This window comes from Porphyromonas gulae (genome assembly GCF_000765945.1).
Classification (GTDB): domain Bacteria; phylum Bacteroidota; class Bacteroidia; order Bacteroidales; family Porphyromonadaceae; genus Porphyromonas; species Porphyromonas gulae.
This window is the reverse complement of record NZ_JRAT01000020.1, coordinates 41920-60801: the sequence shown is the minus strand read 5'-3', so window position 1 is coordinate 60801 and position 18882 is coordinate 41920. Positions and strand designations below refer to the sequence as shown.

Annotated in this window: 13 protein-coding genes and 1 tRNA gene; 5 read left to right on the top strand and 9 right to left on the bottom strand. The window is 49.4% G+C overall.

Features of this window, described 5'->3' with window-relative positions:
- Positions 1 to 302: 302 nt before the first annotated feature.
- The 3 genes from HQ49_RS07470 to alaS all read right to left on the bottom strand — a co-directional run bounded on the left by HQ49_RS07470 (position 303) and on the right by alaS (position 4116).
- Positions 303 to 377, bottom strand: a tRNA-Pro gene (locus tag HQ49_RS07470).
- Between the two features lie 35 nt (positions 378 to 412).
- Positions 413 to 1474 carry a 3-dehydroquinate synthase gene (gene aroB / locus HQ49_RS07465; protein ID WP_039419315.1) on the bottom strand — a complete coding sequence of 354 codons (1062 nt, stop codon included), beginning with the start codon at positions 1472 to 1474 and terminating at the stop codon, positions 413 to 415.
- Between the two features lie 11 nt (positions 1475 to 1485).
- The gene (alaS, locus tag HQ49_RS07460) at positions 1486 to 4116 is read right to left on the bottom strand and encodes an alanine--tRNA ligase (protein ID WP_039419313.1); all 2631 of its coding nucleotides are present in this window, start codon (positions 4114 to 4116) and stop codon (positions 1486 to 1488) included.
- A 361-nt stretch (positions 4117 to 4477) separates the two neighbouring features.
- Between alaS and HQ49_RS07455 the strand changes: the two genes are divergently transcribed.
- Complete coding sequence (locus HQ49_RS07455) at positions 4478 to 5785, top strand: deoxyguanosinetriphosphate triphosphohydrolase family protein (RefSeq protein WP_039419312.1); 1308 nt, start codon at positions 4478 to 4480, stop codon at positions 5783 to 5785.
- Positions 5786 to 6508: 723 nt separating this feature from the next.
- Here HQ49_RS07455 and HQ49_RS07450 read toward each other — a convergent pair.
- The 4 genes from HQ49_RS07450 to HQ49_RS07435 form a co-directional block, all read right to left on the bottom strand.
- Positions 6509 to 7285 (bottom strand): RNA methyltransferase, encoded by a 777-nt coding sequence (locus HQ49_RS07450; protein WP_235290094.1) that lies wholly within the window; start codon positions 7283 to 7285, stop codon positions 6509 to 6511.
- Between the two features lie 74 nt (positions 7286 to 7359).
- On the bottom strand, positions 7360 to 7758 hold the full coding sequence (locus HQ49_RS07445; RefSeq protein ID WP_039419311.1) for a VOC family protein: 399 nt from the start codon (positions 7756 to 7758) through the stop codon (positions 7360 to 7362).
- A 152-nt stretch (positions 7759 to 7910) separates the two neighbouring features.
- Complete coding sequence (locus HQ49_RS07440; protein WP_039419309.1) at positions 7911 to 9248, bottom strand: sensor histidine kinase; 1338 nt, start codon at positions 9246 to 9248, stop codon at positions 7911 to 7913.
- A 25-nt stretch (positions 9249 to 9273) separates the two neighbouring features.
- The gene (locus tag HQ49_RS07435) at positions 9274 to 10668 is read right to left on the bottom strand and encodes a sigma-54-dependent transcriptional regulator (protein WP_039419307.1); all 1395 of its coding nucleotides are present in this window, start codon (positions 10666 to 10668) and stop codon (positions 9274 to 9276) included.
- Between the two features lie 241 nt (positions 10669 to 10909).
- Between HQ49_RS07435 and HQ49_RS07430 the strand changes: the two genes are divergently transcribed.
- From HQ49_RS07430 to HQ49_RS07420, 3 genes are read left to right on the top strand one after another with little or no spacing between them, the layout of a single operon-like run.
- Positions 10910 to 12409 carry an MltF family protein gene (locus HQ49_RS07430; protein WP_235290093.1) on the top strand — a complete coding sequence of 500 codons (1500 nt, stop codon included), beginning with the start codon at positions 10910 to 10912 and terminating at the stop codon, positions 12407 to 12409.
- Between the two features lie 25 nt (positions 12410 to 12434).
- Positions 12435 to 14306, top strand: coding sequence for an ABC-F family ATP-binding cassette domain-containing protein (locus tag HQ49_RS07425; RefSeq protein WP_039419303.1), 1872 nt, complete (start codon positions 12435 to 12437; stop codon positions 14304 to 14306).
- Between the two features lie 40 nt (positions 14307 to 14346).
- Complete coding sequence (locus HQ49_RS07420) at positions 14347 to 15012, top strand: peptidylprolyl isomerase (protein WP_039419302.1); 666 nt, start codon at positions 14347 to 14349, stop codon at positions 15010 to 15012.
- A gap of 44 nt (positions 15013 to 15056) precedes the next feature.
- Here HQ49_RS07420 and HQ49_RS07415 read toward each other — a convergent pair whose 3' ends face one another.
- Positions 15057 to 16745, bottom strand: coding sequence for a sulfatase-like hydrolase/transferase (locus HQ49_RS07415; protein ID WP_018965621.1), 1689 nt, complete (start codon positions 16743 to 16745; stop codon positions 15057 to 15059).
- Between the two features lie 7 nt (positions 16746 to 16752).
- The gene (locus HQ49_RS07410) at positions 16753 to 18465 is read right to left on the bottom strand and encodes a phosphoethanolamine transferase (protein WP_160224188.1); all 1713 of its coding nucleotides are present in this window, start codon (positions 18463 to 18465) and stop codon (positions 16753 to 16755) included.
- Between the two features lie 189 nt (positions 18466 to 18654).
- Between HQ49_RS07410 and HQ49_RS07405 the strand changes: the two genes are divergently transcribed.
- Positions 18655 to 18870, top strand: coding sequence for a hypothetical protein (locus HQ49_RS07405; RefSeq protein ID WP_039419298.1), 216 nt, complete (start codon positions 18655 to 18657; stop codon positions 18868 to 18870).
- Positions 18871 to 18882 lie beyond the last annotated feature (12 nt).

Below are 18882 nucleotides of genomic sequence, written 5' to 3'. Positions count from 1 at the left end.
AATAAAATCACGGTTAAAAGGAAAGAGTCCGGTGCAATACCGAACTCTTTCTATAACCGGATAATGTTTAACCTGTCCAACTTTTTGGGTGCACTTCACTTGTCCTTTTAGGATGGGGGCTTTTTGTGGACTTTCGCGCCATATCAGCAATACATATGTTGATATTGTTTGCCATGTGTCGTCAAAAAAAATTTTGCGACCTCGGCTGCTCTCGATTGCTGCGGGACTGTCCCGTATCTGTCCCACTTTTTAATACAAAAACGGGTAACTGCCTAAATTATTTGCAGTTACCCGTTTACCAGTCGGGGTGACTGGATTCGAACCAGCGACCACACGCCCCCCAGACGCGTACTCTAACCGGGCTGAGCTACACCCCGCTTGCTTATTGCGTTGCAAAGGTAGGTTTTTTTATTTACCCTCCAAGAGTTTCGCGATAAAAATCGAAACATTCGTGCAACATTTTCTCCGTTATCTCACATGGTTCTGCCGGTAAGCCTATCCCTTTGAGGGGAATGAGCCTGATTTTGCCTTCCAGATTCTTCTTATCCTTCATGCAAAAAGCCGTCAGAGCCGGATATTGCTTACAGGTGAAAAAGAAGGGTGAGTAGTATTCTTTGGACCATGAGACCAGCGAGTAGAGGATCTCCCGAGGGAAACCATGTGCCACCACCGAATAATAGAGTTCGCAGATAAGGCCGATCATGACTGCATGGCCATGCGAGAGGCCTACATTTCCCGGTAGGCTATAGGAAAAGCTCTCTACCGCATGCCCGACGGTATGTCCCAGATTGAGCATACTTCTGAGTCCGGATTCGTGCAAGTCCCGATTTACTATCGACTCCTTGAAAGCTACGCTATGCCGAACGATCTCTTCCCATGCCTTCACATTATTACCGAACGGATCGAAAGATATGACTCCCTTCCACTCATTCGCTCCCATGAGAAGAGCATGCTTTATCAATTCTGCATATCCCGACAGCAGTTCACGGTCGGGTAGGGTAGAGAGGAAAGCACAGTCGCAGAAGACTGCTTCCGGCAGATGGAAAGTGCCTATTTCATTTTTGACGCCTTCGAAGTCTATGCCTGTCTTCCCTCCGACCGAAGCATCTACCATCCCCATCAGCGTTGTGCTGAGGTTTACCGTTCGGATACCTCGCTTATAGACCGAAGCGACGAAGCCGCCCAAGTCCGTAATGGTACCGCCTCCTATATTCAATAGTAGAGAGCGGCGTGAAGCACCTCTTTCGCTCAGCCATCGCCATAGGGATGGGCAGTTTTCCCAATGTTTGATCGTTTCCCCTCCGGAGAGCAAATACCAATCATCCGCGGCCGTTAGTGCTCTGATCGGGGCAATTCGCTCTGCATGCAGCGTTGCCACTGCCTCGTCGCACAAAACGAACAATCGGTCGTAAGCCATACCCGACAGTGCAGGTACCAGCTTATGACCGATAATATCTGTTCCGACGATGACCACAGGCAGGGGGATCAGTCCGTTAGCTCCGCTTCGGTCAGTATCTGCTGAATGGCAGCAGGCAGTCCTTTGGGATTCTTGCCGCCCGCCGTAGCAAAGTGAGGCTGTCCGCCACCACCGCCCTGTATGTGCTTGGCGGCACTTCGCACCAGTTTGGCTGCATCCATTCCTCCCTCCGTGAGGTCTTTCGAGAGCATCACTGTCAGTGCGCATTTTTCGCCACCTTCGGTCGTTCCTGCTATGAGGACGAAGCTCTCTTGCAGTTCGCCGGCTATCTGGAAAGCTATATCCTTAGCGGTCTCTGCCTCCATGATCTCCTGAAAGAGGAAAAGACGGATACCACGGCGACGAACGTCCTGCTCGAGAAGCGACTTTTTGAACTTCAGCATGCGTTCGTGCTTCATGTCCGCTATCTGTTTTTTCAGACTTGCATCCTCTTCGAGCATTTTCTTGATGGACTTGATCAGGTTCGGATTGTTGTTGAACAGCTCCTTTACAGCCAGCAGAATATCTTCTTTCTCGTATATGAAACGTTCGGCACCGATGCCCGTTACGGCTTCAATTCGACGAACTCCCGATGCTATCGAACTTTCCGTAACGATACGGAATGTCCCGATCATGCCGGTAGAGGGAATGTGCGTACCTCCGCACAACTCTACGGAAGAGCCATATTTGAGTACACGCACTTCTTCGCCATACTTCTCTCCGAAGAGGGCCATGGCTCCCATAGCCTGTGCTTCGGCAATCGGCACATCGCGAAACTCTTCCCGTTGGAAGTCGGCACGTATCCGCTCGGATACCAATTCTTCCACCTTTCGGATCTCCTCCGGAGACATCTTGCCGAAGTGGGAGAAGTCGAAACGAAGCACCTCCGGACTGACGAACGAACCCTTCTGCTCCACATGCGTTCCGAGGACTTCGCGCAGAGCTTCGTGCAGCAAGTGCGTAGCCGTATGGTTGGCCTCTGCCTGGCGGCGTTTGTCCTGATTGATCCGTGCCACGAAAGTATCCGTCGTGCTTTCGGGCAATTTCTTCATCAGGTGTACCGAGAGGTTGTTTTCGCGTTTCGTGTCGAATACATCATAGGCTACACCCGACTCATCGATCAGCTGACCGCTGTCGCCTACCTGTCCACCCATCTCCGCATAGAAAGGAGTGTCCGAGAGTACCACCTGAAAGTATTCCTTGTTTTTCTGCTTCACCTGACGGTAGCGCAGGATCTCTGTTTCCGTTTCGGTGAAGTCGTATCCTGAGAATTTGGATTCACCCTCACGCAGCACTACCCAGTCGCCGGCTTCTACGGCAGCGGCATTACGGGCACGCTCTTTTTGCTTCTGCATCTCCGTGTCGAAGCCTGATTCGTCCACCGTCATTCCATTTTCCGATAGGATCAGGGCTGTGAGGTCGAGGGGGAATCCGAACGTATCGTACAATTCGAAGGCAGCGGCACCGTCCAATACGGTGGAGCCGGCAGCCTTATTGTCGGCTATTTTTTTCTCCAGCAGGCGGATACCCGTTTCCAGTGTACGCAGGAAGCTCTCTTCCTCTTCTTTGATCACGCGGCTGATCAGTTCGCGCTGTGCTTGCAATTCGGGATAAGCATCGCCCATCGTATCGATCAGTGTCGGCAGCAATCGGTACATGAACGCTTCGCGGCAGTGCAGGAAGGTGTAGCCGTAGCGAACCGCACGGCGCAGGATACGGCGAATGACATAGCCGGCTTTGGCATTGGAGGGCAATTGGCCGTCCGTGATGGCAAAGGCGATAGTCCGGATGTGGTCGGCCACTACGCGCATGGCTATATCCGAGGCGGAATCCTCTCCGTATCCGATCCCCGTCATCGTAGCCAAAGCATGGATAAGGGGTTGGAAGACATCCGTATCGTAATTGGAAGTCTTGCCTTGCAAGGCCATACACAGACGCTCGAATCCCATGCCCGTATCGATCACCTTGTGTGGCAGAGGCGTCAGGGAAGAATCGGCTTTCCGATTGTATTGCATGAAGACGAGGTTCCATATCTCGATGACCTGTGGATGGCTCTTATTGATCAGCTCCAAACCGTTTATTTGGGCACGCTCTTCGTCCGAACGCAGGTCGATATGTATTTCCGAGCAGGGACCGCAGGGGCCGGTATCGCCCATTTCCCAGAAGTTGTCGTGCTTATTACCGTTGATGATTCGCTCTTCGGGCAGAAATTGTGCCCAGTAAGATGCTGCCTCATCATCGCGGTCAAGGCCTTCTTCGGGGCTGCCTTCGAATACGGTAGCATAGAGACGCTGAGGATCCAGACCCAATACCGTCACCAAGTATTCCCAAGCCCATTCGATGGCTTCTTTCTTGAAGTAATCGCCGAACGACCAGTTGCCGAGCATCTCGAACATGGTATGATGATAGGTGTCATGGCCTACCTCTTCGAGGTCGTTGTGCTTGCCGCTTACACGCAGACACTTCTGCGAGTCTGCTACACGAGTGTATTTAGCCTCGGTATTTCCGAGTATGATGTCTTTGAACTGATTCATGCCGGCATTGGTGAACATGAGCGTAGGGTCGCCTTTGATCACCATGGGGGCAGAGGGAACGATTTTATGACCTTTTGAGGCAAAAAAAGTCTTGAACGACTCTCTGATTTCTTTTGACGTGAGCATAGTTCGATTGCACGTAGTAGGTTGTTATTCTTTGATAATGAGGACAAAAATACGAATTTCTTTCCTCACAGAAGGATAACAGAAAGAGCGAAACGGATGTTTTTGCAAATGTGTTCGATATTTGAGGACTCAAATTCGTGAAATGTGAAGTTTTTTTGACGTGTATACTGATTATTCATCATTTTTGTAATGATAAGAAAGCCGAATTTTACGATTGGATAATTAGATAAAACATCATTTCTAATCGAATTTTCGACTGAAGATGTTTTGATAACATATAATGATCTTTGTTAGATCAGGAAAATGTCTATTGAGTTTTTTGAAAATATAATGTTTTGTAGAATTAAAGCAACTTGGATTTATGAGATTTAAAGAGTGTCAAATTGAGAAAATTAAAGAACAGGTTTCGATCCAAAAAAAAGAAGATTTAACAACAAGAGAAAAGGAGGAAAGAGATCTTCCTGAGAGGGATGATTTTCAACGTGATTACGCGAGAATTCTTTATTCATCTTCATTTAGAAGGCTACAAGGGAAGATGCAAATACTTGGAGTTGAATCTACTGCTTTTTTTAGAAACAGATTGACTCATAGCCTTGAAGTAAGTCAGATCGCATGTTCGATTGCTAATGAAATAAATAAGTCTCTAAATAATCAGGTCATATATGATAATTCAGATATGTATCTGTTGCAGGCTGCTGCTTTAGCTCATGATATTGGGCATCCTGCATTTGGACATAAAGGGGAGCGAGTGTTGGATACCATAGCAAAAGAGTCTGATCTCAATCTCAGATTTGAAGGCAATGCTCAAAATTTTAGGGTATTGCGACTTTTGGAGAAAAAAGGTCCGGACTTTAAAGGCTTGAACTTAACATACAGAACTCTTTTGGCAATTAATAAATATATAATTGAGGAAGATTTACATACTAAGAAGTTCATGTATAGAGAGGATTTTGAGTTTTTAGGAAATATCAGAAATCAAAATGGATTAAAAAATATAAGAACTTTAGATGTTCAGATAATAGATCTGGCTGATGAAATAGCCTATGCTGTTCACGATTTAGAAGACGCATTGTCGTTGAGATACTTTAATATTGATGAATTACTTTACAAGTTGAATATTGATGATCCCCAAATATATAATATTTTCAATGAAGATTTTGTATCAAAAGCGCGTGAGTATGCAATCAAGTCAGAATCCTATAAAACTATACAAGAATACTCACAGGTTTTCAGAAAGAGAATGACCTCTCTCTTAACTCATGAATTCATTAAAGATATTACTCTTTCTGAGATTTCCGAAGAAGACGCTAAAAAGCATGGAACAAAAAAAGGGGACTGTGAATTGTCTTTAGATAAATATAAGAATTTGTCTGAAAAGTTGAGGACTCTAATTTTTGAGTGTGTAACCAGAGACTCTGATATTGCTTTGTATGAAAGGCGAGGAGAAATAGTTTTACAATCTCTATATGAACTGTATTCTGATAAAAGTGTAAACAAAAATGGAATGCTATTTCCTCCTGACTATCGCCCTGATGATAAGGACGATGACAAAATATGGGCACGAAATACCATTGATTACCTTGCAGGCATGATGGATACTTTTGCCATTTCTGAATACGAAAAATATTTTGGGGTGAAATTTGATAAAATACCTATAAATAACAAATGAAATGAATGTAATAAATATTCTGTAGCTTATAAATTTGAAGAAAATTTGCTAATGAAAAATACGCGCCAAAAAACTTTTCAACAACGAAGGCGAGTTTGGAACCATTCTAAATAAGCAGCTTTTGGGAGGTAGGAATCAAGGAGAAAAAGATAAGAAAGTAGACAATTTTACTTGAAAACCTGCTTTCTGTGAGATTGGAAAACGATTTGTATATAAACCATTTTTGATTTATATATAGATCGTTTTCAATTTGTATATAAATCGTTTTTAGTTTATATATAGATTGTAAGCAGTTTATATATAAATCGTAGGGCAGAAAAGGCTGTTTGTCGAGATAATAAAACAAAGGCACCCGTCAAATTCGCAGAAGAATTCGACGGGTGCCTTATTAGTTCGGAGGATGAGCAAAGGGAGCTATTCCTGCTGATTAGCCATAGACGTAGATGTTTTTTATCCGACTTCGGAGTGAGATAAGCTGTATAGGAGTGGTACAATAGGCCACAGAGGGTATGGAGTGGATGAAGTCGGAGTACATGTCTATTATCATTTAGTCGTTTATTGATAGGTATTTACAGCCTGAAGAAGGATTTTCTTCGCCGACAAATGTAAGAAAAAAGCCGAACTCGGATGAATCGTAGATAGGTATTGGATACCCGAAAACAATTCCTCCTTTTACCATTTGCAAAAACTTTTGGGAAACTATCGAAAAGGGTGCTGTTTTTCTCAGTTGCGACGTCTCCATTCAGAGCACAAAACAGCTGCGGCAATAGCCACATTGAGCGATTCGATATGCCCCTCGACCGATGAACCGAAAGCCGGTATCGTAAGTCTGTCGGTGATCTCTGTCGCAACTTCGGGACTGATACCGCGCCCCTCACTGCCCAAGACGAGTATGGCAGGCTCGGTGAAGTTCGGCAAGGAGGCTTCGTACAGGCTTTGTCCATCCAGAAAAGCTCCGTAAACGGGTACTCTCTGCCGACGAAAAGAAGCCAGTGTATCGACCGTATTCTTTAGGGGTGTCGGCTGTACTCGTGCCAATGCTCCCATAGAGGCCTGTACGACCTTCGGAGAAAAGACGTCGGCAGAACCTGCCCCCAGCCACACATGACGGATACCGAACCAGTCGGCTGTTCGTAGGATAGTCCCCACATTGCCCGGATCTTGCACCCCATCCAAGAGCAGCGTCAGCCCTTCCACTACCGGCTCCGGCTCTGCAGGCAGATCGAATACGGCCATTAGTGGCTGTGGAGTGGTCTGCGTACTGATGCGCTTGAAGTCGAAGGATTCGGGTAGCTCCACTGCTTCGACATCATGCGGTACGCCTACGGCTCTTAGCATGGCAGCCGTGCCGACCAGCATACGACAGCGATAGAAAGGCAGCATCTCGCCGACGAGCTTAGGCCCTTCCACTGCGAAAGCCTGCTCTCGCAAACGGTATTTTCGTTCGCGCAGGCTTCGCAAGAATTTTATCTGATTGGTAGAAAGCATGATGAAATTCATCTAATCCTCAAGAATCGGCACATGAAAAGCTGTTCGAAGTGGGCAGCATCGAGACATCCGACAGCTGAGAAACTTCAATCCCGATCCTCCGGCAGCACCTCGATCCAATAGCCATCCGGATCGTTCACGAAGTAGAGCCCCATCTGCTCATTCTCATAGCAGATACAGCCCATGGCGCGGTGATATTCGCGTACGGCATCGTAGTCGCCCGTAGTCCGGACACAGAGATGCACCTCATTCTCTCCCAGATTGTAAGGCTCTTTCCTGTCCCTGAGCCAAGTCAGTTCCAAAAGAAAATGGCCGCTCTCATCACTCAGATAAACGAGGATAAACGACCCATCGGCCGCTTCTTTGCGCTTCACCTCACGAAAACCGAAAGCGCGGTCGTAGAAGGCCAGACTGCGCTCGAGGTCGAGGACGTTGTAGTTATAATGATCGAAACGCGTTGTAAAAGGTTTTTTTTGATTGTCCATGCCTAAAAATCATATTGAATACTTGTCCGAATCGTCCCTGAAAGAAGAAGAAATCAGGAAAACGGACCTGCTAAGGTGACAAAAACATTCCATCCTCCCAAATAATAGCCCTGTTGGAAAGGGCTATCAGCGAACAAAAGAGGTAAATCGCATCATGGCCACGCCATACGGAAACGAGTGCGGCCGTCGGCATCGGTGGTCAAGGAGAAGGACCAGCCGTGGCGGGTCAGTACTTCGCGAATAACGACCAAGCCTATCCCCTGACCATTCGGCTTGGTGCTGAAGAATGGTGTAAAGAGACGGGCGGCGACGTCATCGCTGATAGGCTGTCCGTTATCCTCTACGAGCAGATTGTGACCATCTAGACAGAGCAGAACCGTCTTTGCCTCCGAGGCTGCCATATTTTCATACCCTGCAAAGCTCTCTACCGCATTGCGTAGCAGATTGATCACTACTTGCTCTATCTGCTCGGAATCGCAATGGACAAAGCAGGAATTTTGCTCTTTGCACATCTTCATTTCCACACCCATTTCGGCAGCTAAAGGCTGCATCAGCAGCATGCACCGCTCGCATAGAGATACCAAGTCTACGGAAGATAGGGTAGGATCGGGTAGCTTGACCACTTCGGCAAATCGTGTGATAAAGCGACTCATGGCCATACACCGATCGCGGCAGAGTGCAATGGCCTCTGATACTTCCCCTTCGGGTGTATGAGGCGTGTCGTCGAAAGCATCCCCCACGGCATTCAGCACACCGATTATACCGGCAGTGCTGTTATTGACCTCATGGGCTATCAGCCTGATCAGTTTTTCATAGGCTTCTTTCTCGGCCGAACGCAACTCCTCGGTCAGAGTTTCGATACTGAAAAAGAGACGGCTGAACGATCGATCGTAGAATCTCATCCGCGTAATCCGCCTCACCTCGGCCGTAGGCAATCGCCATGTACGGGACTCTCCTTCGCCCAGCTCGTCCGGACGGAAAGGGATCTTTGCACATACTTCCTCCAATGGTCTTTTGATAGGGATATAATCATCGGGCAAGTCCAACAGTCTGCGAGCGGCAGGATTGACGGACACAACTCGCATGTCGAAATCCAAAACGACGAAACCCACGGGCGAAACATCCATCACGAGCGAAAGGAAATTGTCTCGTTCCTCCAGTCTAAGTCTTTCCCTCTTGAGGCTGTGCATCAGCGCATTGTAAAGCTCTACCACCCGGTCTGCATCCGGCTGACCGACAGGAGCAAGGGTAGTGGCATAGTCCTGCGAACGGAGCATATCCATTCCATCGCCTACGGCTCGTATCGGCAATACCACCTTATTATATAGAAAACCGAGAAAGAAGAGGAGAGCGACCTCTATGGCCAGTATGATGAAGAGCCCACTCCTCTCCACCGGAGGGTATAGGAGAGTCATCGCTATGAGCATCAAGGTGAGCGATACTCCTGTCAGGAGCAAAACGCGTAGGGATATTCTGCCCAATCGTTTCATCGTGCCGATTCTGTTTTACACGCCATCATAGTCCGTATTTCTCCATTCGCCGGTAGAGAGCTGCCCGACTCAAACCCAGGGCTCGTGCAGCACGACTGACGTTGCCGTTGTATTTAGTCAGCGTCTCTCGGATGGCAGCCTCTTCCATGTCGGTCAAAGCCCGTTCGTCGGAGCAGTCTGCTGCTGTTACCTGCAGACCGAAGTCAGCCACATCCTGGGCACTGATTTCTCTCGCTCCCGAGAGCAATAGTGTACGCTCCACTACGTTTTTCAATTCGCGCACATTGCCCGGCAGGGGCATGGCGCAGATACGTCGTATAGCTTCTGCACTCCAACTGACAGGGGACAATCCGCCCGATTGGGCAAAAGCATTGCTGAAGGCTTCCACCAGCAGCGGTATATCCTCCTGACGCTCGCGCAGCGGAGGCAGATGCAGATGTATCAGGTTGATTCGATAATAGAGATCCTCTCGGAAACGTCCCTCGGCTACCATCTGCTCCAAGGAAGCATTCGTAGCCGATACCACACGGACGTCCACTCGGTGGGAGACGCTCTCGCCCAGCGGCTCGAATGTTTGTTCCTGTAACACTCTCAGCAGCTTCACTTGGTTGCCGACAGGCAGTTCGCCTATTTCGTCCAGAAAGATAGTGCCGCCATCGGCCAGCTCGAACCGTCCTTTTCTGTCGGAAAAAGCATTGGTAAAAGCTCCTTTCTTATGTCCGAACAGTTCGCTCTCGAACAGACTCTCGGGAATCCCGCCCAAATTGACCTTGACAAATGGAGCTGAAGCGCGTTTGCTCCCACGGTGCAAGGCCTCGGCTATCAATTCTTTGCCCGTACCACTCTCGCCCGTGATCAGCACAGAGGCATGCGTGGGAGCTATGCGGCGTATCTGTTCTTTGATCCTACAGATGGCATCGCTCCGGCCTATGATATGAGCACAGGGGTCATTCCCCTTGATCACCGTTTTCGGCTGATGGGCTGTATCTCTGTTAGACTGTTTCGATGGATCCGCCATAGCTGAGGGAGCAGCCAGATGCAAGGCCGTATCTATGGCACGAAGGAGTCGATCATTGTCCCATGGCTTGCCGATGAAGTCGAAGGCTCCGAGCCTCATTCCCTCCACTGCCAGCGGAATCGAAGCCCAAGCCGTCATCAGTATGACCGGGCAGGAAGTGAATATCCGCATCTTCTCCAGCAGCTCCAATCCCTCCCTGCCGGAGGTCGAAAGGGAGAAATTCATGTCCATCAGGATTACGGCCGGCTTGCAGTCGCTATCGGGATTTCGCACGATGGACAAAGCTTCGTCGGGACTGTTGGCTAAGACGGGATTATAGCCGGCTCGCTTGAGCACCAGACGCAGTGCGGCACAGACAGCCACATCATCGTCCACGACCAAAATATCGATCAGTTTTTCCATTGCACGGTAAAAGTACAAATTGGCATCGAAGCATGGCCTTCTTTGCTAAAGAACTCGATCGGGAAAACAGTTCTTTCCTGCATCGAACTCCACTGATATGGTGCTCTTCCGTTCCTCTCTAGATGCAGATGTCGCCTTTGCCTGGAACTTGTATTGCTTATCTGTGGAATGTGTACCCTGTGCATCCATGTGCTTCGGCAACTGTTTTATCGGAAAGTCATTATCTTCGTTCGTCAAAGAGATGCCTGTGTATCTCTTCAATACGGTATTTATCATCGTTATGCCCATATCGAAAAGTTATCTTGGCAGACAGCTCCTATGTCTGCTCGGTCTTGCCGCTTCCATCCTTGTGGGAGCCTTGTCGCAGAGTTGCCGAGGTTGTGCATCCGGAGGGGGGAGAGCCGACAGTATCCCATGCGACTCCTCTGTCGTATCGGGGCTGCGCTCTGCGGATACGCTGCGCGTGGCTACACTCTCGTCATCGACCACCTACTTCGTGTACAAAGACGAAGAAATGGGCTACGAGTACGAACTGGCCAAGCTGCTCGCCGACTCTCTGGGCTTGACTTTGGTCGTAGAGGTAGTGCCCAATGATGAGGCTCTTTATGCTGCAGTCGATACCGGTCTGGTCGATATGGCAATTACGCCTCAGGCCGCGACCTTCAAGGGTAAGCAGAAGTATCTCTTTGTCGGCCCCGAAGAAATATCAGGACAAGTATTGGTACAGCGCACCGATGGCAATCCGCGCATAACGAACGTAACAGACCTTATTGGCAAGCCCGTCACGGTCATGGCTCATACTCGCTATGCCGATCGGCTCCGGCATCTGAATGAAGAAGTGGGGGGAGGTATCGATTCGCTGATCCTCAGTGGAGATACACTCACGACGGAGGATCTGATCACGCAGGTAGCCAAAGGGGAAATAGACTACACCTTTGCCGATGAACAGTTGGCACGACTGGCACGAACCTACTACCGCAATATAGACATCAGCATGAGAGTAGGCTTCGGCCAGAGGTTGCAATGGATCGTCCGCAAGGACAATCATTGTCTGGCACGGTGGGTGAATCGGTGGGGAGAGTCCATCCCCGACAAGGAATCGTACCGAGCCATACAGAAGCGATACTTCGAGATGAGCAAGAGCAACGATGAGATCGAAGAGGAGCAGTCTGCGCCCCGACCTCGCATCAAACTGACAAAAGGGAGTATATCGCAGTACGATACCATTTTCAAGCACTATGCCGAGGAACTCCGGCTTGGCTGGTCCTGGCATCTGCTCGCATCCATCGCCTACCACGAATCGCGCTTCAATGCCGGTATCGTAGGTTGGTCCGGTGCCAGAGGACTGATGGGTATCATGCCGAGGACAGGCCGGCGCTTCGGGGCCGACAAACAGGAGCTTTTGGATCCGGAAGTTTCGGTGCGCGTCTCCATCCGATGCCTGTTGGTGTTCAAGAACGAATTTCCCGATGTGACGGATCCGGAAGAAAGGCTCAAGTTTACGCTCGCTGCCTACAATGCCGGTTCGGGTCACGTGGCGGATGCAAGGCGTTTGGCAGCGAAGTACGGGGGCAACCCCAACGTATGGGACAATAACGTGGAAGCATACATCCGCCTCAAGAAGGATCCTAACTACTATAACGATCCTGTCTGTCGCTCCGGCTATCTGCGAGGTACGGAAACGATCAATTACGTGCGCAACGTAATGGCTCGTTATCAGGCATACAAACAGAAGGATTGATACCACTACTGCATCTAAAAACAGCATGTTTCAGGCACAGCACTTGACCAAAAGCTTCGGCGATTTGGTTCTTTTCGAAGACCTCTCTTTCAGTATAGAACGGGGTGAAAAGGTCGGACTTATCGCACGCAACGGTAACGGGAAAACGACTCTGATGAATATCCTTACGGGGATCGACTCGCCCGACTCCGGAGAAGTGATCTACCAAAACGGTATCCGCCGCGCATACCTGCCGCAACTCCCCCAAGTACTTCCGGGCAGTACCGTACTGGAGACCTGCTTCGGACACAACGATGAGATGACCTCCCTGATAGCGCGATGGGAGGAGGCTTCGGCTCGGGGCGACGGCAAACGCATGGAGGAGTTGCTCCCCGAAATGGATGCCCTCGGCGCGTGGGAGTACGAGCAGCGCGCACGGGAGATTCTCACCCGTCTGCATCTGGACGATCTGCACCGCACCACGGACAATCTCTCCGGTGGGGAGCTTAAGCGTATCGCTCTGGCGGGCACGCTCATCGGCAATCCGGAACTGCTGTTTCTGGACGAACCGACCAATCATCTCGATCTGGACGTGATCGAATGGCTGGAGGGCTACCTCTCGCATCAGCAGATCGGACTGCTTCTGGTCACCCACGATCGCTACTTTCTGGATCGCGTATGCAACCGCATACTGGAGCTGGACAACAAACAGCTGTATGCCTACAGGGGCAACTACGAATACTACCTGAACAAACGGGAAGAGCGGCTGGAAGCTGCCGAACGCGAAACGAGCCGCGCTGCCAACCTCCTGCGCCGCGAAGCGGAATGGATGCATCGCAGACCGCAGGCACGGGGTACGAAAGCGAAGAGCCGCATCGATGCCTACTACGAACTCAAGGAAAAAGCCCAACCTCGCCACCGGGACGAAACGCTCCACCTCTCGGAGCAGGGCAGATACATAGGCAATAAGATATTCGAAGCTCACAAAGTCTGTAAAGCTTTCGGCGAACGCATTATCCTGAGCGATTTCGACTACACTTTCAGCCGATACGACAAGGTGGGCATCGTAGGGCCCAACGGCGTGGGCAAGACCACTTTCCTCCGGCTGCTGCTCGGCGAAGAAGAGCCGGACTCAGGGTATTTCGATGTAGGGGAGACGGTTCGCTTCGGCTACTACAGCCAGAAGGGTATGCAGTTCGACGAAAATAAACGCGTCATCGAAGCCGTGCAGGACATCGCCGAAGTGATTCGGAACGAAAAGGACGGTACCATCCTGTCGGCATCGGCCTTGCTGACGCAGTTTCTTTTTCCGCCCGAAAAGCAATATACGCCGATTCACAAGTTGAGCGGTGGCGAACAACGCAGGCTCTACCTCTGTACCGTACTGATGAAGAACCCCAATTTCCTGATTCTCGACGAACCTACGAACGACCTCGACATCCTCACGCTGAACGTACTGGAGAACTACCTGAGCGAATTCAAAGGATGCGTGCTCGTCGTCTCGCACGACCGCTTCTTCATGGACAAGGTGGTGAATCACCTCTTTACGTTCGAAGGGAACGGCATCGTGAAGGATTTCCCCGGCAACTACACGCAGTATCGCGAATACAAGCAGCAGGAAGAGGCCGAAAGACAGGCCGTCGAATCTTCCTCCACGACACGCAAGGCGGAAAATGAAAAGCCCCGAACCGACACTGCCGAGCGTCCGCGGAAGCTGACTTTCAAGGAGAAGCAAGAGCTGGAACAGCTCGAAGCCGAACTGCCAAAACTGGAAAAGGAGAAAGCCGAACTGGAATCCCGCATGAGCAGCGGCACGATGTCCACGGACGAACTCCTCACCGCCGGCGACCGCATCGCTGCCCTGATCGAAGAGATCGACAGCAAGGGGATGCGCTGGCTGGAGCTGAGCGACATCTGAACAGAGACGGCATACAGTAATAAACATCAACGATAACGATATGAAACGAACCTTATTTATCCTGCTTGTATTCGTGGTCTGCTGTGCGGCTGCGGCACAAACCGGCGAAGTACGCCGCCGCGTCCTGATCGAAACATCGCGGGGCAAAATGACGGTAGAGCTTTTCAACGAGACGCCGATCCATCGCGACAACTTCATCTCCCTCGTCCGCAGTGGAGCTTACCGCGGCGTGCTCTTTCACCGTGTCATCAACCAGTTCATGGTACAGTCGGGCAACCTCCTGAGCAAAAACGCCAAGCCACTCGAAGACCTCGGCAACGATACCACGACGCGTACCCTGCCTGCGGAGATCGATCCGTCCAAACACTTCCACCGACGAGGTGCACTCTGCGCAGCGCGACAGGGCGATGACGTCAATCCCGAAAAACGCTCATCGGCCACCCAATTCTACATCGTTACGGGGCGATTCTTCACCGACTTCGACCTCGAACGCATGGCAGAGGAGAAGAAATGCACCTTTTCGGAAGAGCAGAAGAAAGCTTATATGCTCCAAGGCGGTACACCTCACCTCGATGGCGACTACACCGTCTTCGGCCAACTGATCGAAGGCGAGAAGACCCTCTCCAAGATCGAACGCCAGCATACGGACGAGCGCAATCGTCCCCTGAAAGACGTCGTAATCCTCGATATGACGCTGCTGGACTAAGCCCACTGTCAAACCCGTACAGACGAAGAGGGGCAGTATCCGAATTATTCTTCCTGTACAACTATCGACTTGTTCTTGAAATACTCGAAACCCAATAATCGGGTTAGCCATTCGGGAAAGTCGGCAGTCGAATATGTTTTACCGATAAGGGCCTGTATTTGTTCGCTCCAATCGGGTCGCAACCGCTTCATTTCAGGGCTTAAGTAAATCATGAAAGGAACACGGCTACGATCCGCCTCATCGATCGGTGTCCCGTCATACGGATGCGTATCGCCCTGTACTCCAAGATTGCCCATATAGATGACAATGGAAGGTGTACTGCTATAGAAATCGATGATTTTTCCAAGTATATGGTCGTGATACAGCAAGAGATTGTGGTATTGGGCTAAAACGTCTCTATCATCAGGCTGTATGTTGTCGAAGACTGTGAAATGACGACGATCAAAAGTCCAAAAGTCCCTGTTGACACGAGACCAAATACTCCCTTCTCCACCTTGTAAATGAATAACACTGAACACGGATTGGCTCCCCTGCCGATAATCGGTCAAATGTTCGAGCACAGCCTCGTCGAGAGGCGAATTGCCGTTCCAGCATTCCTCCGAGGCACGCAGATTGACATGATAGGAAGAGTCGCAATCGGCAGCAAGCTGGGGTACTACATCCAGCCAGGGAGTTGCTTTGGGCGTATTGTCGAGCCAAAAAGTTCGATAACCGGCCAGTCGCATGACTCCGGGCAAAGTGGGATAGACATCCCAGCTGCTTTCGTCTCCGGGGTCGTAATAGGACAGTGCTTGCGCCATGGCAAAGTGGGGCGTATTGTCCGCGGTGTAAGCCTTGTCTAAAATGAACAACTCCTGAGAAGCTATCAGAGAATCGATAGTCGGCGTATTCTTTATATAATGTCCATAGCAGTGCATCAGGTGCGGATAAATAAGCCGGTCATAGACTACGATCACATTGTGAGGAGTGTCGATCGTTCGCTCTCTGTGCAAGTGATTCTCATGAGGGGCTTGGGGATGGTAGTAAATATTGGACAGGGAGATCTCCTTTTGGGCCATCCTATTGCTTAGCCAAAGTCGTTCGGGTAATGACATCGCATTGTAACGAATCCAATTGCTCCGGTAGGCTGCATATATATATTTGGCATGCCATACTCCGAGAAAAATCATCAGTAAAACAAGAACGATCAGCCCCCAACGTCCTCGATGGAAACCCCTGACGGAAGTCGGCATCTTGCCCATCAATATCAATAGCAAAGAGAATCCCTTTCTGACAGACCAAGGCAGCAATCGGGCTATGACAAAAGCGACTAAGAGCAAAAGTAGTCCACGACCAAAAAGCATCGCGTTTCCACCGGACCGGAAGAACCCGATAGCCTCGGATGGATTGGTTGCCAGTATAGGCTGCGCCATGGCTCCGGAAAAAGGAAGGCGGTAAATGTTGATCAGGTAGAAATCCGTGAGGAAAGAAACACAGATATAGACCAGTTCTATACCGATTACAATATTACGTATGATTCTATTAGGGATGAAAGCCGGTACAAGGTAGCCCACCAGAGACCATGCCAGCAATGCCCTCAGCATTCTCATCTGCCCCTGGCTATCGACTCCCATAGCTTGTAGCTCAAGGAGGTTGAAAAATTGGACAAGGAAAAGAAAAATCAGCAGCCAGATCAGTTGATAGAGACGCCTGTCCAATCCTAAAAAGAATGCGCCCATTTGTTTTCGTTCCATTTTCGTCTTATTTGCTTTGATATTCAGGATGCTTGGGTGTAAACTCCGTTAAGGCATCCCAGCCTGTGATAATTCTTTTTCGAGAATAGTCATACTCGTCGCTCCAGAGCTCCAGCAGAGGATTGCTGTAGCTGTTCTTGATGCCCATAAGGGCAGCAAGGGAATTGGGCAGGAGGTCTGTCATGAACGGTTTCCTGTGCGCTGTTTTCACCTTATCGCTTATATCGGGGTTTTCGGCCATAAAGCGAGGACTCATATATACCATAAAGGGGATTTGTAGAGCAGTGGGAGCATTGGCATGCACAATGGCCTGCGAATGTTTGGGATCATCGTAGCGCACCAAACCGTGATCGGAGAGATAGATAACGATGGCAGAAGAGTTCTCATACCGTTTGATGATCTCACCGAGCACATAATCGCTATAGTAGACGGAGTTCATATACTGAGCAGAAAGCTCGTTTTCTTCCAAGGCATGCGATTCGGGGATATCTTTTCCCGAGAATTTGGCATAATCGGCGGGATACCGATCCTCGAATAAGGCATGGCTCCCCATGAGATGAATGATCTGCAGCAGATTTGTGCCACATTGTTCATGGCTCTGAAGCAGTGGTAGTATGGCTTCGTCGTAGGAGTTGTTTTGCTTTCCCCACATCCATGTCGTAGTAGAATAGTGTGTGGTGTAGAAAGTGCTATCGCAAGTTTGGGCGATGGCTGCTACCATTTCGACAAAGAAGCCGCTCTTTTCCTGATTGCTGCTCCAATGTGTGCGGTACCCGGCCGAGCTGAAAGCCCGCGAAAGGGTAGGATAGTCCAGCCAGTCGGTCTCCTGCTCGGTGTTCGTTTGGTGGTATGTAAGCACCGACTTGAGAGATGAGTTGGTATTTGCGGCACAGGTGACCACATCGTCGTAAAGAACCATATGGCCCATAGCGCAGAGAGAGTCTATAACCGGCGTATTAGGCAAAGGATAGCCATAGCAATGCATATCCAGCCTACGAAGAGATTCGCCCATGACCAATACGACGGTATGCGGCTTGCGTTGCGGAGAGATGGAAACATCCCCGAAGGAATGAGAAGTGAGCGATTCCACCATACTGCTCATCGAAGCATTATCCTGTATGGCATGCATCGTGCCCAGTACGAAGCGTTCGCTCAGAGCCAATCGATTGTATGGTGTGGATTCATCCAGCTTGTAAAACTCTTTGCGCGAAGCGACAACGGAAATGATAAAAACGACCGAAAACAAAACAACATATGCACCACGTCCAAATAAATATCGGATGCGACACAGTAGAGGGAAAATCAGTCTTCTGCCAATGGATATTGCAGCTAGCAAGAGAAGGATGGCTGCTCCTTTCGCCCACGAAGCAAAGGTGATACCACCCAGGAAATAGCCCGGATTGGCTTCGGATGGATTGTTCGTGTGGAAATGTATCAGAACGCTATCCGTGATAGGTGTGTCCCAGAGCGTCAATAAATGGTATTCGTATATAAACAGGACGGAAAACGGGACAACGATCAAGGCGGTGAGTATATGCCTCAACCATTTGTTAACTGCAAGAGAGGGCAAGATCCAGATGAACGCTGTCAGGGGCAAAGCTCCGGTAAGAAAAGGCAGGAGCCAATCGGTCTTGATCGTCGTTTGATGGTAGAAAAAGGCTGCATTAACGACCTGCAACAATAATAAATAACAGAGTAAAGAGACCGAAGAGTAACTCAAGAGTCTGTTTCTTAAGGCTCGTATATATAGAGAAGATGTTCCGCTACTTTCTGTATGATAAAGTTCCGAATCCTTTTCAGTTTTCATCGTTGTTAAATTTGGTTGTCGTGCAATACAAAAGTAGATAAAAAAGAAGTTTTATCGGACTTCCTTATCTGATATAGATGGGGCTATTTCGATTCCCTGAGAATGATCGATCTTGTTATATTTGCCGCCGGTAAAGCTAAGGATAGCAAGCAGATTGCTCTATCCTACACTCTTTACCCGCTCAATACCAATACATTAGATAAACTGCTAATTGCTACCCGACATGTACACCGACTTCTCACATCTCCTCCATCTGCCGATATGGATGCTACGGTCGCATCCATTTCCTCCGTATTCGATGAACACCTTGGGGAATAAAGACTATATGGC